We start from the raw sequence: 17,703 nt of genomic DNA, 5'->3' as shown, positions 1-17,703 counted from the left end.
ACCCGCCTGGTCTACGGCGACGCCCAGAAGGTCGTCGCCGAGCTGATCAGCCACGTCAAGACGCTCTAGCCGGCACTCCCCGCGCGGGCGACGGCGTCACGCCCCCCCCCCCCGAGGCGGCCCCCACGCGGGCCGCCTCTTCCTTTTCCGCTCGGCCCCGCTCAATCCGACGCGCGGCCCGGCGGCACCTGCAGCCAGAACGTCACCGGGCCGTCGTTGACCAGGCTCACCTGCATCTGCGCGCCGAACACGCCGGTCGACACCGGCGCGTGCGCCGCGCGGGCCAGGGCGACCAGATGCGCGAACAGACGCTCACCCTCGGCCGGTGCCCACCATGATGCATGATCATGCACGTTGTAACTCTTGTTTGTGCATGTTAACGTGGCCGCATGGTAGACGAACCCCCGCTCGCCCGACGTGACGTGATCGCCCACCGACTGGCCCTGGGCCAGTCGGTCGTGGCCGCCGCGCTCGCCGTCGAATTCGATGTCTCGGAAGACGCGATCCGCCGCGACCTGCGCGCGCTCGCGGCGGAAGGGCGCTGCCGCCGCGTCTACGGCGGCGCGCTGCCGGTCTCGCCGGCCACGGCGCCGATGGCGGCGCGCATCGACCACGGGCGCGAGCGCAAGGAGGCGCTGGCCCGCAAGGCGGCGACGCTGATCCGGCCGCGCGAGTTCCTCTTCCTCGACAACGGCAGCACCAACCTGGCGCTCACCGGCTTCCTGCCGGATGACTACGAGCTGACGATCGCCACCAACTCGATCGACATCGCCGCGGCGGTGCTCAGGCGCCAGGACCTGCAGCTCATCCTGATCGGCGGGGCGGTGAACCCCCTGGTCGGCGGCTGCGTCGACGCCGCCGCCGTGCTGGGCCTCGCGCAGATGAACCTCGACCGCTGCTTCATCGGTGCCTGTTCGGTATCCCCGACGACGGGCGTCGGCGCCTTCGATGCCGCCGACGCGATCTTCAAGCGCGCGCTGCTGGCCGCCAGCCGGCACAGCCTGGTGCTGGCGACGACCGACAAGCTCGACGCCCGCGCCCCGCACCGCGTCGCGGCGCTCGGCGACATCGGCTGGCTCGTCGTCGAGCACGACGTGCCTCCCGACACACTGGAGGCGCTGGCACAGACCGGCGTCTCGATCCTCAGCGCCGAGCCCCCCGGCTGAGCGCGCGCTCGCCGCCCCTTTCCTTCTCTGGAGTTTTCGCCATGACTTCCGCTGATCGGCCGGCCACCCGGCTGGCGACACGTCTTGCCTTTCTGGTGGCGGGGTTCGGCATCGCCTGCTGGGCGCCGCTGGTGCCGTTCGCCAGGCAACGGCTGGCGGTCGACGACGGCATCCTCGGGATGCTGCTGCTGTGCATCGGCGTGGGTTCGGTCACGGCCATGCTGCTGACCGGCCTGCTGAGCGCGCGCTACGGCAGCAGGCCGATCATCGTCGCGGGCGGCCTCGGCCTCGCGCTCATCCTGCCGCTGCTGGCGATCGCCGACACGCCGCTGGCGCTGGGCCTGGCGCTGCTCGCCTTCGGCGCCGCGCTGGGCTCCCTCGACGTCGCCATGAACGTGCATGCGGTCGAGGTCGAGCGCGCGGCCAGCCGCCCGCTGATGTCCGGCTTCCACGCGCTCTTCAGCGTCGGCGGCTTCGCCGGCGCCACGCTGATGACCTTCCTGCTGTCGATGCACCTGGGCCCGCTCGCGGCCACGCTGCTCTGCGCGGCCCTGATGCTGGTCGCGATGCTCGTCGCCTGGCCGCGGCTGCTGCGCGCCACCCGGGCCGAAGAGGGGCCGCTGTTCGTGATGCCGCGGGGCGTCGTGCTGATGCTCGCCGGGCTGGCGGCGGTCACCTTCCTCGCCGAAGGCGCGATCCTCGACTGGAGCGCGCTGCTGATCACCGACGCGGGGCTGGTCGCCGCGGCGCAGGGCGGCCTGGGCTACATGCTGTTCTCCATCGCGATGACGGCCGGGCGCTTCGGCGGCGATGCCGTCACGGCACGGATCGGCGACCGGGCCACGCTGGTGTGGGGCGGGGTGCTGGCGATCGCCGGGTTCGCGCTCCTGCTGAGCGCGCCGCTCGCCGCGGTCGCGATGGCGGGCTTCCTGCTGATCGGGCTGGGCGCGTCGAACCTCGTGCCGGTGCTGTTCCGCCGCGCGGGCACGCAGCGGGCGATGCCGGTCGGGCTGGCGGTGGCGGCGATCACCACGACCGGCTACGCGGGCATCCTCGTCGGCCCCGCCGGCGTCGGCTTCGTCGCCAGGGGCGTCGGACTCGACACGGCGTTCTGGATGCTCGCCGCGCTGCTCTGCCTGGTGCCGCTCGGCGCCCGCCGGGTGACCGCGGAGCGCGACTGAGCGGGACGTGCCGGAGCGCGCGCGCCCTCAGCGCCGGCCGATCAGCATGAAGCGGGTGTACTTCTTCAGCCGCAGCGCGCCGGCGTAGAGCACTTCGCCGAGGCCGGCCTGGGCGATGAAGGCATCGAGGTCCGGCACTGCGCTGACGTGGCCGGGCTCGGTGAAGTAGTCGTTCGACTGCAGCGCCACCGGCAGCCCGCGGGGCAGGCGCGCGAGCCAGGCGCGCGGGTCGGGCAGGTGCTCGCAACTGGTGTTGATCACCAGCGTGGGGGCGTCGGCACCGCTGTAGTCGAGCGCGTACATGTCGGCGCAGCGGGTGCGGAAGCGCCCGGCGGCGGCAGCGCGGTGATTCAGCTGCCGGGCGATCGGCGCGCACGCGGGGTCGAGGTCGACGCTGACGATCTCGCCGAGGTCGAAGCGCGGGTCGTCGAGCAGCATCGCCGCCATCACGCCGTACCAGCCGCCGAGCACCCACACCCGCGGGTGTGCCGGCCCGAGCGTCAGGTGCAGCGCGTCGCGCAGCCACGCCTTGCACGCCACCTGCTTGTGGTTGAAGGCGTTGTCGAGCGCCGCCGCGGGGTGCGCGGTGGCGGTCTCGGCGAGATCGGCGATGAGCGGGCTGGCGGTGTAGGCGGCGATGCCGCGCAGCAGGTCGTACACGTAGTCATCGGGCAGGACGGCGGCGCCGGCAAGGCTTGGGGTGTTGGTCATCGGAGCCTCTGTTAGGCTTGCCTGCATCGCAGGGCGGTTCGGATGGACTGGACGCAACGATGGATACCTCCCCGGCCGCGCCTCCGGCGCGGCAGCTCGACTCCGACGTCCCGCACCTGGGCGGGCCGGCGGCGGCGTTGCGCCAGGTGCTCGCCGCGCACCTGGTACGGGACTGCGAACACGTGGTGGAGATCGGCGGCCATCCGCATCCGCTCACCGACTACCTCGTCCACGCGCCACGCTCGGTGCTGATGGTGGACCCGCGCGCCGTGCCGTTCACCGCCGACACCCTGCGCGGCCGGCCCTGCCAGGTACGCCACTTGGCCTGCAAGTTCCAGTCCCTCGACTACGATTACGCGCCGGGCAGCTACGGCCTGGTGATGCTGGGATTCTCGCTGAAGCCGCTTGGTTCACGCACGGCGCTCGATGCCACGCTGCTCGCGCTGCTCGACGGTGCGCGCGTGGTGGTCATCGACTACGCGCCGGCGCTCGAACGCGCCGGCGCGCTGGTGCCGCACATTGTGGCGCGCGATACCCTGCGCGTGCAGGCGAGCCTCGACCTGGTGCTCGACGACGACTGCATCCGCGGCTCACCCTATGCCTGCCGGCGCCTGCTGGTACTCGAACCCTCCCGCCCGTACCCCGGCGCGCCGCAGGCGGCGCGCTGACCCGGAGCCTCATCGCCATGTCCGCACCGGCCTCGTCCCCGCCGACCCTGCTGCGCTACATCTGGGACCACACCCGCCCGCAGCAGATCTGGGTGCTGCTGATCGTGGTCGCCTCGCTGCCGACCTACTTCATGTCGTTCGACCTGCCGAAGCAGATCGTCAACGGCCCGATCCAGGGCCGCGGCTTCGAGCAGCCGGGCGCCACCGAGCACTTCCTGCGCATCGCCTTCGACCTGCCGGACTGGCTCGGCGGCGGCCACGTCACCGTGTTCGACGGCTTCATGCTCGACCGCTTCGGCACGCTGTTCGCGCTGAGCGGGGTGTTCCTGCTGCTGGTGGTCATCAACGGCCTGTTCAAGTTCTACATCAACACCTACAAGGGCCAGCTCGGCGAACGCATGCTGCGGCGCATGCGCTTCGAGCTGATCGACCGCGTGCTGCGCTTTCCGCATGCGCACTTCAAGCGCGTGAAGTCCTCCGAGATCGCCAGCATGGTGAAGGACGAGGTCGAGCCGATGGGCGGCTTCATCGGCGATGCCTTCGTCGCGCCGGCCTTCCTCTGCGGCCAGGCACTGACGGCGATGGTGTTCATCCTGGCGCAGAACATGTGGCTCGGGCTGATCGCCGCCGGCATCGTCGTGCTGCAGGTGTTCATCATCCCGCGGCTGCGCCGGCGCCTGATCGTGCTCGGCAAGCAGCGCCAGCTCACCGCCCGCGAGCTCGCCGGGCGCATCGGCGAGATCGTCGACGGCATCGCCGCGGTGCATGTCAACGACACCTCGAACTACGAGCGCGCCGACGTCAGCGCGCGCCTCGGGCGCATCTTCGACATCCGCTACGAGATCTACCAGCGCAAGTTCGCGGTGAAGTTCCTCAACAACTTCCTCGCCCAGCTCACGCCGTTCCTGTTCTACGCGGTGGGCGGCTATTTCGCGCTGCAGGGGCGGCTCGACATCGGCCAGCTGGTGGCGGTGATCTCGGCCTACAAGGACCTGCCCGGGCCGATCAAGGAGCTGATCGACTGGGACCAGCAGCGGCTCGACGTCGAGGTCAAGTTCACCCAGGTGATCGAGCAGTTCAGCGTCGACGACATGCTGGCGCCGGAACAGCAGGCACCGCTGCCGGAGCCGGCGGCACCGCTCGCCGTGCCGCTGCGCGTCAGCCAGCTCTCGGTCAGCGACGACGCCGGCACCCACCTGCTGGAGCGCGTCACGCTCGACTTCTACCCCGGCGAGCGGGTCGCCCTCGTCGGCAGCGCGAACAGCGGCGGCGAGGTCCTCGCCGAGGTGCTGGTGCGCCTGCAGCGCCCGGGCGGCGGGCGCGTCTCGCTCGGCGACACCCCGCTCGACGAGTTCCCCGAGGGGGTGACCGGGCAGCGCTTCGCCTACGCCGGCCCCGATGCCTTCCTGCGCCAGGGCAGCCTGCGCGCCGCGCTGCTGTACGTGCTCAAGCACGCGCCGCTGCGCCCGGCGCAGGACACCTCCGCCGAGGCCGTGGAGGCCCGCGAGCGCATGCGCGCCGAGTCGCTGCGCACCGGCAACTCGCCGCTCGACCTGCAGGCCGACTGGATCGACTACGCCGCCGCCGGGATCGACGGCCCCGGGCAGTTGCTCGGCCGCATCCGCCAGGTGCTCGGCGTGGTCGACCTGCTCGACGACCTGCTCAAGCTCGGCCTGCGCGGCGTGCTCGACCCGCGGCGCGCCCCGGAGCTGGCCGAGCGCGTGCTCGAACTGCGCCGCGAGTTCCACCGCCGGCTGGAGGCCTCGGGGCGCGCCGGCCTGGTCGAGATGTTCGACCCCGAGCGCTACTGCCGCCAGGCCACGCTCGCCGAGAACCTGCTGTTCGGCGAGCCGGTCGGCGACCGCGAGTTCAACCTCGACACGCTGAGTTCCAACCCCTACCTGCGCGCGGTGCTCGCCGCCGACGGCCTCGACGCGGCGCTGTTCGAGATGGGCCGCGCGATCGCCGCGACCTCGATCGAGCTGTTCAAGGACCTGCCGCCCGAGCACCCGTTCTTCGCCCGCCTGAGCTTCATGGGCGCCGAGGAGATCCCCGAGTTCCAGGCGCTGCTCGCGCGCGTGCAGGGGCAGGCCTACGCCGCCGCCACCGAGGCCGACCGCCGCCTGCTGATCCGCCTGACCTTCGCCTACATCGAGCCGCGCCACCGCCTCGGCCTGCTCGACGAGCCGATCATGGAGCGCATCGTCGCCGCCCGCGAGCGCCTGCGCCGCGGCCTGCCGGCCGAGTACCGCGACAACATCGCCTTCTACGAACCCGACCGCTACAACGTGGCCGCGTCGCTGCAGGACAACATCCTGCTCGGGCGCGTCAGCCACAGCGTGCCCGACGCCACCGCCAAGGCGCAGGAGATGATCCGCACGCTGCTGGAGGAATTCGGCGTCGAGGACGCGGTCTTCGATCTCGGGCTCGACTTCGACGTCGGCACCGGCGGCAAGCGCCTGTCGGCGGTGCAGCGCCAGAAGCTCGGCGTCGCCCGCGCGCTGCTCAAGCGCCCGGACTTCGCGATCTTCAACCGCCCGCTGTCGGCGCTCGACGTGAACGAGCAGAAGGCGATCGTCGAGCGCGTGCTGCAGCAGGCGGCCGGCGCCGACGGTCACCCGTTCGCGGTGATCTGGGTGGTCGGCAGCGCCCAGCTCGGCACCCTGTTCGACCGCGTGGTGGTGTTCGAGGCCGGCACCGTGGTCGAACAGGGGGCCCCGGCCGAACTGCTGCAGGCGCAGGGCACGTTCGCCCGGCTGGCGGCCTGAGAACCCCCGTCGCCGCCGGCGACGGGCGAAGCGAGGTGCGGACATGTTGCTCAAAGACGAAGTGGAACTGCTGCGACGCATCCCGCTGTTCGCGCACATCGAACCGAGCCGGCTGAAGCTGCTCGCCTTCACCTCGGAGCGGCTGGTGTTCGAGGCCGACGAGGTGATCTGCCGGCGCGGCGACCCGGGCGACGCCGCCTACGTGGTGCTGATGGGCAGCGCCGACGTGCTGGTCGAGCAGCCCGACGGCAGCCAGGTGAAGATCGCCACGCTCGAGCGCGACGCGGTGGTCGGCGAGATCGCCGTGCTCGCCGACGTGCCGCGCACCGCCACGGTGCGCGCGGCGACGCGCTTCGAGGTGCTGCGGATCGCGAAGAACGACTTCCTGCAGCTGATCCGCGACTTCCCGGAAGTGGCGATCGAGGTGCTGCGCACGCTGGCGCGGCGGCTGAGCTGGGCGCTCGGCGAACTCGCCGAGGCGCGCGGCGGCAGCGCTCCCCCCGACGGTCGCAGCCCGCCCGCGCTGCCGTGAACGCCGCGCCTGCGCCGGGGCGGGCCCGCGGCCCGCACTACGCGCTCACCCAATGGCGGCTCGCCACCGGGCTGGTGCTGTTCGCCTTCGCCGCCACGCACTTCGCCAATCACGCGCTGGGGCTGGTGTCGCTCGACGCGATGGAGGCGGTGCGCCAGTGGCGCATCGCGGTCACCCGCAGCCTGCCCGGCACGGTGGTGCTCGGCGCCTCGGCGCTGATCCACCTCGCGCTCGGCCTCGGCCGCCTGGTGCAGCGGCGCAGCCTGCGCATGGCACCGAGCGACGCGGTGCAGCTCGTCTTCGGGCTGCTGATCCCGTTCCTGCTGCTGCCGCACCTGATCGGCACGCGCTTCGCCCACGAGCTGATCGGCCACGACGACCGCTACGCCAACGTGGTGCGCGCGCTGTGGCCCGACGACCTGCTGCGCCAGAGCGGCCTGCTGCTGGTGGTGTGGGTGCACGGCTGCATCGGCCTGCACCACTGGCTGTCGTTCAAGCCCTGGTACCGGCGCGCGGCGTGGGCGCTGTACGCCGGTGCGATCGCGCTGCCGCTGCTGTCGCTCGCCGGCTTCATCACCGCCGGGCGCACGCTGCCGCCGCACCCGCTGCCGCCGCCCGCCCCGACGGCGACGCTGCCCCCCGAGGCCTGGGCCGGGCTGCGCGCGGCGATGGACATCGCCCCCTGGCTCTACCTCGCGCTGCTCGCCGCGGTGCTGGCCTGGCGCTTCGGCCGCGGCGCCGCCGACCGCCTGCTGCCGCAGGTGCGGGTGAGCTACGTCGGCGGCCCCACCGTCACCGCGCCGCCCGGCCTGAGTCTGCTCGAAGTGAGCCGCCGCTACGGCATCCCGCACGCCTCGGTGTGCGACGGCCACGCGCGCTGCTCGACCTGCCGCGTGCGCGTGCTGCAGGGCATCGAGCACCTGCCGGAACCCTCGCGCGTCGAACGCCAGGTGCTCGAGCGCGTCGGCGCCGGGCCCAACGTGCGCCTGGCCTGCCAGCTGGTGCCGAGCGCCGACCTGCAGGTGGCCACGCTGCTGCCGGCGCAGCCGCACGCGCGCGCGGTGAGCCTGCGCCAGGACCGCTTCTTCTGGGGCGTCGAGCAGCCGGTGACGATCATGTTCGCCGACCTGCGCGGCTTCACCGCGCTGTCGGAGACGCGCCTGCCCTACGACGTGGTGTTCATGCTCAACCAGTACCTCGGCCCGATGAGCGAGGTGATCCTCGAACACGGCGGCTACGTCGACAAGTTCATGGGCGACGGCATCCTCGCGATCTTCGGCATCGACCGCCCGCCGACCGACGGCGCGCGCCGCGCGCTCGCCGCCACGCGCGGCATGGCCGGCACGCTGCAGGCGCTGAACGCCTGCCTGCACACCGAGTTCGCGCGGCCCTTCGACATCGGCATCGGCCTGCACTTCGGCCCGGCGGTGCTCGGGCGCATCGGCACCACCGCGCTCGACGCCGCCAGCCGCATCACCGCGCTCGGCGACACCGTCAACACCGCCAACCGCCTGGAGAGCGCCTGCAAGGAGCTGGGGGTGCAGGTGGTGGTGTCGCAGGCGACCATCGCCGCCGCCGGCTACACCCCCTGTGCCGCCGCGCAGCCGCGCTCGATCCAGTTGCGCGGCAAGGCGCAGCCGCTGGAGGTGTTCGCCTTCCACAGCGCGCTCGACATCCCGCAACCGGGTGCCCCGGCCTCGCCGCCGCCGCTGACCGCGGCGACGGCGCCGTGAGCGCGCCGATGGCGCCGCCGCGGCAGGCACGCCGGGCGCTGCGCATCGCCTTCTACGCGCCGCTGAAGGCCCCCGATCACCCGGTGCCGTCGGGCGACCGCACCATGGCGCGGCTGCTGCAGGCGGCGCTGGCGCACGCCGGCCACCGCGTGGAGACGGTGTCGACGCTGCGCGCCTGGCTGCGCGAGCCCGCGGCCGACGCCATCGCCGCGCTCACCGCGCAGGCCGCCGCCGAGCGCGCGCGCATCGCCGCGCAGTGGCACGCCGGCGGCGCACCCGACCTGTGGTTCTGCTACCACCCGTACTACCGCGCCCCCGACCTGCTCGGGCCGCCGCTGGCGGCGCAGTTCGGCCTGCCCTGGGTGAGCGCCGAGGCGTCCTGGGCCGGCAAGCGCGAGGTCGATGCCTGGGCGCCGCTGCAGGCCGCGGTCAGCGCCGCGCTCACCCAGGGCGCGCTGCACCTGTGCTTCACCGAGCGCGACCGCGCCGGCCTTGCGCGCGTGGTGCCGGCGGCGCGGCTGGCCGCGCTGGCGCCGTTCATCGCTGCGCCGCCACCGCCGCCGCGCCCGCCGCGTGCACCCGACGCGCCGCCGGCGCTGATCGCGGTGGCGATGCTGCGCCCCGGTGCCAAGCTCGACAGCCACCGCCGCCTCGCCGCCGCCCTCGGCACGCTGCTCGAACGGCCCTGGCACCTGACCTTGGTCGGCGACGGCCCGGCGCGCGCCGAGGTCGAGGCCGCCTACGCCGCGATCCCCGCCGCGCGCCTGAGCTGGACCGGCGAGCTCGACGCCGCCGCGGTGGCGGCGCGGCTCGCCGCCGCCGACGTCTACGTCTGGCCCGGCTGCGGCGAGGCCTACGGCCTCGCCTACCTCGAGGCGCAGGCCGCCGGGCTGCCGGTGGTGGCGCTGGCGACCGCCGGCGTGCCGGCGGTGGTGCGCGACGGCGAGACCGGCCTGCTGGCCGCGCCCGACACCCCCGGCGCCTACGCCGCCGCGCTCGCGCGCCTCCTCGACGACGCCGCGCTGCGCGCCCGCCTCGGCGCCGCGGCGCAGCGCTTCGTGCACGACGAGCGCACCCTCGCCGCCGCCGCCGCGCGCCTCGGTGCGCTGCTCGACTCCCTCCCCCTGCCCCGCGACGACGCCCGCCGATGACCGCCACCGCCCCCTGCTGGCAGCCGCTGCTCGCCGAACTCGGCACCTGGGCCGCCGCCGACCGCCGCGCCGCGCTGTGGCTGCGCGACGACGACGCCGTCGCCGACACCCCGGCGCTGCAGCACCTGACCGCGCTGTGCGCCGCCCACGGCGTGCCGGTGCTGCTCGCGAGCATCCCGGCGCGGGCCGAGGCGAGCCTGGTGCGCCGTGTCACCGCCACCCCGCTGGCGACCGTCGCGGTGCACGGCTGGGCCCACGCCAACCACGCGCCGCCCGGGCAGAAGGCGCAGGAGCTCGGCACCCACCGCCCGCCCGAGTGCGTGCTCGACGAGCTCGGGCGGGCGCTCGAACGCCTCGGCGTGCTGTTCGGCCCGCGCCTCGCGCCGGTGCTGGTGCCGCCGTGGAACCGCATCGCCGGCGAGCTGCTGCCCGCGCTGCCGCGCCTCGGCTACCGGGCGGTCTCGACCTTCGGCGGCACGCCGTTGCCGGGCTGCCCGCCGACGCTCGCGCAGGTCGACACCCACCTCGACCTGATCGACTGGAAGGGCGGGCGGCGCTGCCACGACCACGCCTGGCTCGCCGGCACGCTCGCCGCGCAGCTCGCCGCCGCGCGCGCGGCGGACGGTGCGGCGCTCGGCGTGCTCACGCACCACCTGGTGCACGACGCCGCCGCCTGGGACTTCCTCGCCGCGCTGTTCGCGCTGACCGCGCACCATCCGGGCGCCCGCTGGGTGGGCATCCACGGCGCGACCGCGGGGCCGTGACGTGCGCCGCGCCCCGCCCACGCCCACCGGGCTGCCCGCCACCCCCACCCGCGCGCCGGCGTGGGCGCAGCCGCTCGCCGACGATTTTGACGGCCCCGACTTCGCCCCCGGCGGGGGCCTCTACTACAAGCTCAACGCCGAGCAGGCCGCCGGCACGCGCCGCTTCGCGCCCGGCACCGGCACCGGCACCGCCGGCCGCGGCACGCTGCACCTCGCGGTGCACCCGCGGTGCGCGCCCGGCGACCCGACCTGCAGCGAGCGCGCCGAGGTGTGGGAGCGCCCCGCGGTGCTCGCGCCCTACGGCACGCCGATGTGGTACGGCTTCGCGCTCGCGCTCGACGCGCCGATCCCGGATGACGACCACCGCTACCTGCTCGCGCAGTGGAAACGCCAGATCCTGCCGGGCGCCGCCGGCGACATCAGCCCCTTCCTGGCGCTGCGCCTGCGCCGCGGTCGGCTCTACCTGACCGTCGAGACGGCGCTGCTGCCGACGGTGGACACCGCCAGCGCCGGCGCCGCACCGGTGCAGGTGCGCCGGCACGACCACCAGATGCGCGCGCTGGTCGCCGCCGAGCCCGGCACGCCCGCCGCGACCTTCGCCGACTACGCCAGGCACAGCGAGGACATCCGCGTGATCCCGCGCGGCGCGCCGCTGCCGGCGGCCGGCTCGGGCTGGATCGACTTCGCCTTGCGCGTGCAGCCGGGCCCCGACGGCGACGGCCACATCGAGGTGCTCGCCAACGGCGCCTGGGTGGCCACGGTGCGCGGCCACATCGGCCACGCCGGGCCGGGGCTGGGGCCGATGCAGTACTTCAAGTTCGGCCCCTACCGCGCCGGCCATCCCGGCACCTGGCGGGTGCGCTACGCGCGCTTCCGCCGCGGGCCGCGTGCGCTCGACGTGCTGCCCGCGGCACACTGCCCGCCGCAGCTGCGCGACTGAGCCGCCCGCGCGCGGGCCCGCGCCGCCGCGTAGACCGCCGCCCTGCGAGACCGCCATGTCCACCGACGCCGCCCGCTTCTTCGACGCCATCCCCGCCTTCACCGATTTCGCCGACGTGGCCGAGCCGGCGCGCTACCAGCCGCTGCCGCAGGACTGGCTGCTCGCGCTCGCCGACGTCGCCGACTCCACCGGCGCCGTCGCCGCCGGGCGCTACAAGGCCGTCAACCTGGTCGGCGCCGGCACCATCGCCGCGGTGGTCAACGCCCTCGGCGGGCAGCGCCCGCCGTTCGTGTTCGGCGGCGACGGCGCGGTGATCGCGCTGCCGGCGGCGGCGCGCGCGGCGGTGGCCTCGGCGCTCGCCGCCACCGCCACCTGGGCGCGCGAGGCGATCGGCCTCGACCTGCGCGTCGCGCTGATCCCGGTCGCCGCGGTGCGCGCCGCCGGCCACGAGGTGCGCGTGGCGCGCTTCCAGGTCTCGCCCGGGCTCGCCTACGCGATGTTCGGCGGCGGCGGCATCGCCTGGGCCGACGCCCGCCTCAAGGCCGGCGACTACGCGCTCGCCCCCGCCCCGGCCGGCGCGCATCCCGACCTCGGCGGGCTGTCGTGCCGCTTCGCGCCGCTGCCCGCGCACCGCGGCGAGATCGTCTCGCTGCTCGCGCTGCCGCGCCCCGGCACGCCGCCGCAGGCCTTCGCCGGGCTGCTCCACGCGGTGCTCGCGCTGCTCGGCGAGGGCGACGGCGGCCACCCGCTGCCGGCCGAAGGGCCGCACTTCGCCTGGCCGCCGCGCGGCTTCGCGCTGGAACTCGCCGCCGGCCGCGGTCGCCGGCCGCTGCTGCTGCAGGCCGCCGCGGTGCTGGCGCGGTCGCTGTTCGGCTGGCTGCTCGACCGCAGCGGTCTCACGCTCGGCGGCTTCGACGCGCACCGCTACCGGCGCGAGCTCGTCGCCAACAGCGACTACCGCAAGTTCGAGGACGGTCTGAAGCTCACGCTCGACCTCGACCCCGCGCGCAGCCGTGCGCTGGAGGCGCTGCTCGAACGCGCCTGGCGCGAGGGCGTGTGCGACTACGGCCTGCACCGGCAGGACGCCGCGCTGGTCACCTGCTTCGTGCCCTCGGCGCTGAGCCCCGACCACGTGCACTTCGTCGACGGCGCCGACGGCGGCTACACCCGCGCCGCGGCGCAGCTCAAGGCCCGCCGCGCGGCGGCGCGCTGAGCCCGGCGGCGCGCCTCAGGCGGCGGCAACCGGCGAGCAGAACCAGAGCTTGTTGCCCTCGCTGTCGATGAAGCTGCCGACGTGAAAGTCGCCGTACACCGCGACCTCGTCGGCGATCTCGACGCCGCGCGCGCGCAGCGCGGCCTGGGTGGCGAGCGCATCCGCGGCGGCGAGGGTGACGCGCGGGTTGGGCGCGCGCGTCGGCTGCTCCCAGTCGGGCTTGAGCATCAGGGTGATGCCCCCGAGCATCCAGCCGACCGCTTCAGCGCCTTCGAACGCGGCGTCGAGGCCGAGCCGCTCGCCGTAGAAGCGGTTGGCGCGCGCAAGGTCGGTGACCGCCAGCGCGATCACCTTGACGTGGGTGAGGCCGAGGCCGGGGTTGGGGGGGAGGGACATCGGCGCGATCCTCCTGTGGCGAGCGCGGCACCTGCATCTAGCCTAGCCGATGCCCGGCCGGCGACCGCCGCGCCGGCCCCCACCGCGAGAGGAACGTCGACGATGGACACCCCCCGCCGCGCCGCGGCGTACACGCTGATGATCCAGGGCACCACCTCGGATGCCGGCAAGAGCACGCTGGTCGCCGGGCTGTGCCGCTGGCTCGCGCGCCGCGGCGTGCGCGTGGTGCCGTTCAAGCCGCAGAACATGGCGCTGAACAGCGCGGTGACCGCCGACGGCGGCGAGATCGGCCGCGCGCAGGCGGTGCAGGCGCAGGCGGCGCTGCTCGCCCCGCACACCGACATGAACCCGGTGCTGCTGAAGCCGAGCTCCGACACCGGCGCGCAGGTGATCGTGCACGGGCGCGTGCTCGCCGACATGGAGGCGTGCGACTACCACGCCTACAAGACGCGGGCGCTGGCCGCGGTGCTCGAATCGCACGCGCGGCTCGCGGCGGCCTACGGACTCGTGCTGGTCGAAGGCGCCGGCAGCCCGGCCGAGATCAACCTGCGCGACCGCGACATCGCCAACATGGGCTTCGCCGAGGTGGTCGACTGCCCGGTCTGGCTCATCGCCGACATCGACCGCGGCGGCGTGTTCGCGCACCTGGTCGGCACGCTGGAGCTGCTGTCGCCGTCCGAGCGCGCGCGCGTCAAGGGCTTCGTGATCAACCGCTTCCGCGGCGACCCCGGGCTGCTCACGCCGGGCCTGGACTGGCTGGAGGCGCGCACCGGCATCCCGGTGCTCGGCGTGCTGCCCTACCTGCACGGGCTGCACCTCGCCGCCGAGGACGCGATCGCCGCCGAGCCCTGCGCCAAGCCCGGCGCGCAACTGCGCGTGGCGGTGCCGGTGCTGCCGCGCATCAGCAACCACACCGACCTCGACGCGCTGCGCCTGCACCCGCAGGTCGAGCTGCGCTGGGTCGGGCCGGGCGAGGCGATCCCGCCGGCCGACCTGATCGTGCTGCCGGGCTCGAAGAACGTGCGCGCCGACCTCGCCCACCTGCGCGCGCAGGGCTGGGAGGCGGCGATCCGCCGCCACCTGCGCTACGGCGGCAGGCTGGTCGGGCTGTGCGGGGGCTTCCAGATGCTCGGCCGCGCGCTGCACGACCCGCTCGGGCTCGAAGGCCCGGCCGGCAGCAGCCCGGGCCTCGGCCTGTTCGACCTCGACACCACGCTCGCGCCCGGGAAGTGCCTGGCGCTGCGCCACGGCCGGCTCGCCTTCGCCGACGCCGCGGTCGAGGGTTATGAAATCCATATGGGCGTGAGCCGCGGCCCGGCGCTCGCGCAGCCGGCGCTGTGGCTCGACGGTGGCGGCGCCGAGGGTGCCCGCTCGGACGACGGGCAGATCCTCGGCACCTACCTGCACGGGCTGTTCGACACCGCCGCGGCGCGCGACGCGCTGCTCGCCTGGGCCGGCCTCGCGGCGCCGGCCGCGACCCCCGACCTGCGCTCACGCTGCGAGGCCGACCTCGACCGCCTGGCCGCGGCGATCGACGCGCACCTGGCCCCGGCCGCGCTCGCCGGGCTGCTCGACCGGGGCCGTGCCGGCGCCTGAGCGGCCGGCCCCGGGCTGCGCGACGGGCCGCCGGCGCAATCCGCGCTACGCTTGGTTGCGCGCCCCGCGCGGGGTGCCGACCCCGGCCATGGGCCCCAGACACGAGGAGCGAGCAAACGATGCCGGTCTACAAGGTCTTCACGTGGAACATGCAGCGCGCGCAGTCGGTCTCCTCACGGCTGGTCCACCAGCCAAACGCGGTGGTCAGGGAGCGCTACCGGGTGCTGAAGGCCCTGGTCGACTGGGCCGATTTCGGTTTCATCACCGAGCCGGGAAAGGACATCCGCGACAACCTGAACAACTACCATTTGCCGGGTCTTCAGCGGAACTTCTGCACGTCGCAACTGGGCGACAACCAGAATGATGCCTCCGCCTGTCGTCCGCTCGTCTATTCCAAGGTCCCCTTCTCGGGCTTCCCTTCCACCAACGAAAGTTATGCGTGTTATTCGTCCGGAAGCGACGAGGCGAACCGCTATCCCGCCATCGCCATGGTGACGCTGCCCCAGGGCGACGGCAACGGAAACAATCAATTGCTGCTCGTCTCCTTCCACGCGACATCCGGATTCGGCGCATACGAGAATTGCCGGGGCTACTTCGATTCGTTCTACCAGTTTCGCCAAGGGGGCTTCGGACCGACGGCCATCCCCTTGCTCTGGATCGTCGGCGGCGACTTCAACTGCAATGGCGGGTCGGGCATCTACATGCCACCGACCTTCACGCACCAGAGCGGCCACATCCTCGACGGCTTCTTTGCCGACCAGAACGGCACCAACTTCCAGGTGACGCAGAGCACCGCCGCCCAGACCTACCTGACCGTCAACGGCGGCGAAGGGCAATTGATAACCAACACGCATGTCGATCCTCATGGATACGTCGTGAACGGTCACCATCTGTCCGATCACGTCCCGGTGTTCGCCGAACTGTGCATCAAGCGGCGCCCCGCCGACATGGACATCGACACGACGAACATCGTCAACACGCCCCGGAACCGGAGAAAGTCGGCCAAGTACACCACGGGCATGGATACGAGCTAGTCGAGCCGCCGCCACGGGAGGCCGGTCCGAAGGCGTCCGGCATGGCGGCCGCAGGGGCGGAGTGCCGCGCGGCTCAGAAGGGGTCGTGCGGGAACATGATCAGGTAGAGCATGCCCGCGAACAGCGCGCCGAACGCGGCGATCCACAGCGCGCCGGCGCCATACCAGTCGTTCCACAGGGCACCGAGCACGCCGCCGGTGAAGAAGCCGCCGAGCAGCATGAACAGCATCAGCAGGCGCCACGGCACCACCCGGTGGCGCCGCACCATCTGCCCGAGCTGCACGCCGATGTCGGTGACCACGCCGCTGACGTGCGTGGTGCGCAGGATCATGCCGCGGTAGGTGCTCGCCATCGCGTTCTGCAGGCCGCAGGCGGCGGCGGCGAGCAGCACGCTCCACCACCGGGCCTGCAAGAGGCCGATCGCCGCGCCGCCGAGCAGCACGCCTTCGAGCAACAGCACGTAGCCGTAGCGCCGGCCGGGACGCAGCGACGAGCTGCCGATGATCAGGCCCGACAGGAAGGCGCCGAACAGGAAGCTCGCGAAGATCTGCGCGATGGGGACGAAATCGAGATGGTCGCCGCGCACCAGGTCGATGCCGAGCTTGGAGACGCTGCCGCTCAGGTGGCTCACCGGCAGGTGGAAGAAGCCCAGCATGATCGAGTTGACGAAGCCCGCGGCACCGGACAGCAGCGAGCCGCCGACGATCACCCAGACGGGTTCGAGCTCGTCCGGGGTGTCGATCTGGAACGGTTGGCTCATCGTGCCGGGGCGTGGCTGCGGGGCGGGATGCCCGCGGCATGTTCGGACACGTCCGGCGCGGGCCGCAAGTACGCGACCACGTCCGCTGCGCCGCGGGGCGGGATCGGGGCGGGGAAACGGTGGAAATCACGCCGGGCCGCGGCCCGGCATGCCGCCGGCCTCAGGAAACGCCCTGGAGCTGGCGGTAGATGCGCATGACCTTGCTCGAATAGGCCAGCGCGCGCTTCTTGCTGCCCAGGCTGCCGTTGTAGCGGGCGAGCGCCCGATGCATGTCGCCCTGGCTGGCGTTGAGATACGACACCAGGATCTGCGTACCGACCTTGATGTTGTTCTCGGGTTCGAACAGCGCGTGTGCGCCGCCGATCTCGCGGATCGTGCCGGGATGCGCCCGCGGCAGGATCTGCATCAGGCCGCGCGCGCCCTGCGAGCTGACCGCGTCGTGCTTGAACGTCGACTCGACCGCGATCACGGCCAGCAGCAGTTCGGGATTGATGCCTTGTCGATTGCCGTGTTCCACGGCCGTCGACACGATCGAGAATGCCTGGTCCTCCTCGACCGCGAAATTCTCTTCGATGTAGTCGGCGAGCTTCTTGATGCGTGCGCCGTACAGCCTGTCGGAATCACCGTATTCGGTGTTCCAGCGCTCGAAGCGCTCGGCGGCGCTCGGCTCGTCGTCGGCCCGGGCCACCGCGGCGGGCAGCAGCAGGGCGAACAGCAGGGTGATGATGACGGTGGTGAGGCCGGGTGCGGCGGAGGGCGCCGCGGTCTTTCGGTACTTCTGCGGTAAGTTGATCATCGGATGACTCCTGACTTGACCAGTGCGAGTAGGTTGCTTGACGACCCGTTTGGCGGAGGCGTCCCGCGGCGGCGTTGTTTGCGCACGGATGCCGGGGATCGCGACGGATCGCTGGCGGTCCCGCTGCCCTGCCCTGTTGGGGCCTGGGCCACGACGGACGTACCAGCAAGATCTCGGCTGTATCGATAGGCACTACCTCCAGTTAAGAGAATGTATTTGCGGCATTGCAGCGTAAGCGAAGCCCCCTGGCCGGACCATCCATGTGGCGGATTTGATACGATTTTCCGGGAATTT

Annotated in this window: 16 protein-coding genes and 1 pseudogene; 12 read left to right on the top strand and 5 right to left on the bottom strand. The window is 73.2% G+C overall.

The genetic code is table 11. From position 1 onward, the window contains the following. Positions 1-161: 161 nt before the first annotated feature. Positions 162-329: pseudogene (locus EV699_RS17950) on the bottom strand (D-aminoacyl-tRNA deacylase); the annotation flags it as partial. Positions 330-389: 60 nt separating this feature from the next. On the opposite strand from EV699_RS17950, the gene EV699_RS17945 reads away from it, so the two are divergent. Both EV699_RS17945 and EV699_RS17940 read left to right on the top strand, forming a co-directional pair. Next, positions 390-1,166 carry a DeoR/GlpR family DNA-binding transcription regulator gene (locus EV699_RS17945; protein ID WP_132545383.1) on the top strand — a complete coding sequence of 259 codons (777 nt, stop codon included), beginning with the start codon at positions 390-392 and terminating at the stop codon, positions 1,164-1,166. 41 nt (positions 1,167-1,207) lie between these two features. Next, positions 1,208-2,347 carry an MFS transporter gene (locus EV699_RS17940; protein ID WP_132545381.1) on the top strand — a complete coding sequence of 380 codons (1,140 nt, stop codon included), beginning with the start codon at positions 1,208-1,210 and terminating at the stop codon, positions 2,345-2,347. Positions 2,348-2,374: 27 nt separating this feature from the next. On the opposite strand, the gene EV699_RS17935 is transcribed toward EV699_RS17940, so the two are convergent. Then, positions 2,375-3,058, bottom strand: coding sequence for a class I SAM-dependent methyltransferase (locus tag EV699_RS17935; protein WP_132545379.1), 684 nt, complete (start codon positions 3,056-3,058; stop codon positions 2,375-2,377). Positions 3,059-3,117: 59 nt separating this feature from the next. On the opposite strand from EV699_RS17935, the gene EV699_RS17930 reads away from it, so the two are divergent. Genes EV699_RS17930 through EV699_RS17895 form a run of 8 tightly spaced genes read left to right on the top strand, consistent with a single transcriptional unit; the run spans position 3,118 to position 12,827 of the window. Continuing rightward, positions 3,118-3,726, top strand: a complete 609-nt coding sequence (locus EV699_RS17930) for a hypothetical protein (protein ID WP_132545377.1) — start codon at positions 3,118-3,120, stop codon at positions 3,724-3,726. A 17-nt stretch (positions 3,727-3,743) separates the two neighbouring features. Beyond that, entirely contained in the window at positions 3,744-6,494 is a 2,751-nt protein-coding gene (locus EV699_RS17925; RefSeq protein ID WP_132545375.1) for an ABC transporter transmembrane domain-containing protein, read from the top strand. 43 nt (positions 6,495-6,537) lie between these two features. Then, positions 6,538-7,026, top strand: a complete 489-nt coding sequence (locus EV699_RS17920) for a cyclic nucleotide-binding domain-containing protein (RefSeq protein ID WP_132545373.1) — start codon at positions 6,538-6,540, stop codon at positions 7,024-7,026. Continuing rightward, positions 7,023-8,759: an adenylate/guanylate cyclase domain-containing protein gene (locus EV699_RS17915; RefSeq protein WP_132545371.1), complete on the top strand. Its 1,737-nt coding sequence runs from the start codon at positions 7,023-7,025 to the stop codon at positions 8,757-8,759. The genes EV699_RS17920 and EV699_RS17915 overlap by 4 nt, the downstream gene beginning before the upstream one ends. Before the next feature lie 38 nt (positions 8,760-8,797). Continuing rightward, positions 8,798-9,910 carry a glycosyltransferase gene (locus tag EV699_RS17910; RefSeq protein WP_132545389.1) on the top strand — a complete coding sequence of 371 codons (1,113 nt, stop codon included), beginning with the start codon at positions 8,798-8,800 and terminating at the stop codon, positions 9,908-9,910. Further along, the gene (locus EV699_RS17905) at positions 9,907-10,674 is read left to right on the top strand and encodes a polysaccharide deacetylase family protein (RefSeq protein WP_132545369.1); all 768 of its coding nucleotides are present in this window, start codon (positions 9,907-9,909) and stop codon (positions 10,672-10,674) included. The genes EV699_RS17910 and EV699_RS17905 overlap by 4 nt, the downstream gene beginning before the upstream one ends. A gap of 1 nt (position 10,675) precedes the next feature. Then, entirely contained in the window at positions 10,676-11,614 is a 939-nt protein-coding gene (locus EV699_RS17900; RefSeq protein WP_165904199.1) for a heparin lyase I family protein, read from the top strand. Between the two features lie 55 nt (positions 11,615-11,669). Next, positions 11,670-12,827 carry a DUF3095 domain-containing protein gene (locus EV699_RS17895; RefSeq protein WP_132545365.1) on the top strand — a complete coding sequence of 386 codons (1,158 nt, stop codon included), beginning with the start codon at positions 11,670-11,672 and terminating at the stop codon, positions 12,825-12,827. Positions 12,828-12,842: 15 nt separating this feature from the next. On the opposite strand, the gene EV699_RS17890 is transcribed toward EV699_RS17895, so the two are convergent. Next, a complete protein-coding gene (locus EV699_RS17890; RefSeq protein ID WP_132545363.1) occupies positions 12,843-13,223 on the bottom strand; it encodes a VOC family protein in 381 nt (126 codons plus the stop codon). Between the two features lie 102 nt (positions 13,224-13,325). On the opposite strand from EV699_RS17890, the gene EV699_RS17885 reads away from it, so the two are divergent. Then, positions 13,326-14,819 (top strand): cobyric acid synthase, encoded by a 1,494-nt coding sequence (locus tag EV699_RS17885; protein WP_243662728.1) that lies wholly within the window; start codon positions 13,326-13,328, stop codon positions 14,817-14,819. A gap of 119 nt (positions 14,820-14,938) precedes the next feature. Then, positions 14,939-15,853: a hypothetical protein gene (locus EV699_RS17880; protein WP_132545361.1), complete on the top strand. Its 915-nt coding sequence runs from the start codon at positions 14,939-14,941 to the stop codon at positions 15,851-15,853. Between the two features lie 73 nt (positions 15,854-15,926). Here EV699_RS17880 and EV699_RS17875 read toward each other — a convergent pair whose 3' ends face one another. Both EV699_RS17875 and EV699_RS17870 read right to left on the bottom strand, forming a co-directional pair. Next, positions 15,927-16,613 (bottom strand): YoaK family protein, encoded by a 687-nt coding sequence (locus EV699_RS17875; RefSeq protein ID WP_132545359.1) that lies wholly within the window; start codon positions 16,611-16,613, stop codon positions 15,927-15,929. A gap of 160 nt (positions 16,614-16,773) precedes the next feature. Further along, a complete protein-coding gene (locus EV699_RS17870; protein ID WP_132545356.1) occupies positions 16,774-17,409 on the bottom strand; it encodes a lytic transglycosylase domain-containing protein in 636 nt (211 codons plus the stop codon). Positions 17,410-17,703: the final 294 nt, after the last annotated feature.

Origin of the sequence: Plasticicumulans lactativorans, from assembly GCF_004341245.1 — a bacterium.
In the GTDB taxonomy this organism is placed as follows: Bacteria; Pseudomonadota; Gammaproteobacteria; order Competibacterales; family Competibacteraceae; genus Plasticicumulans_A; species Plasticicumulans_A lactativorans.
Note: the sequence above shows the minus strand (reverse complement) of the source record. Positions and strands in the feature narration are given on the sequence as shown.

Excerpts from the sequence above, each read along its gene's own strand:
- EV699_RS17930 (WP_132545377.1), top strand. The coding sequence starts at position 3,118 with ATGGATACCTCCCCGGCCGCGCCTCCGGCGCGGCAGCTCGACTCCGAC.
- EV699_RS17890 (WP_132545363.1), bottom strand. The coding sequence starts at position 13,223 with ATGTCCCTCCCCCCCAACCCCGGCCTCGGCCTCACCCACGTCAAGGTG.
- EV699_RS17935 (WP_132545379.1), bottom strand. The coding sequence starts at position 3,058 with ATGACCAACACCCCAAGCCTTGCCGGCGCCGCCGTCCTGCCCGATGAC.
- EV699_RS17870 (WP_132545356.1), bottom strand. The coding sequence starts at position 17,409 with ATGATCAACTTACCGCAGAAGTACCGAAAGACCGCGGCGCCCTCCGCC.
- EV699_RS17895 (WP_132545365.1), top strand. The coding sequence starts at position 11,670 with ATGTCCACCGACGCCGCCCGCTTCTTCGACGCCATCCCCGCCTTCACC.
- EV699_RS17880 (WP_132545361.1), top strand. The coding sequence starts at position 14,939 with ATGCCGGTCTACAAGGTCTTCACGTGGAACATGCAGCGCGCGCAGTCG.
- EV699_RS17925 (WP_132545375.1), top strand. The coding sequence starts at position 3,744 with ATGTCCGCACCGGCCTCGTCCCCGCCGACCCTGCTGCGCTACATCTGG.
- EV699_RS17920 (WP_132545373.1), top strand. The coding sequence starts at position 6,538 with ATGTTGCTCAAAGACGAAGTGGAACTGCTGCGACGCATCCCGCTGTTC.
- EV699_RS17905 (WP_132545369.1), top strand. The coding sequence starts at position 9,907 with ATGACCGCCACCGCCCCCTGCTGGCAGCCGCTGCTCGCCGAACTCGGC.
- EV699_RS17875 (WP_132545359.1), bottom strand. The coding sequence starts at position 16,613 with ATGAGCCAACCGTTCCAGATCGACACCCCGGACGAGCTCGAACCCGTC.
- EV699_RS17885 (WP_243662728.1), top strand. The coding sequence starts at position 13,326 with ATGGACACCCCCCGCCGCGCCGCGGCGTACACGCTGATGATCCAGGGC.
- EV699_RS17945 (WP_132545383.1), top strand. The coding sequence starts at position 390 with ATGGTAGACGAACCCCCGCTCGCCCGACGTGACGTGATCGCCCACCGA.
- EV699_RS17940 (WP_132545381.1), top strand. The coding sequence starts at position 1,208 with ATGACTTCCGCTGATCGGCCGGCCACCCGGCTGGCGACACGTCTTGCC.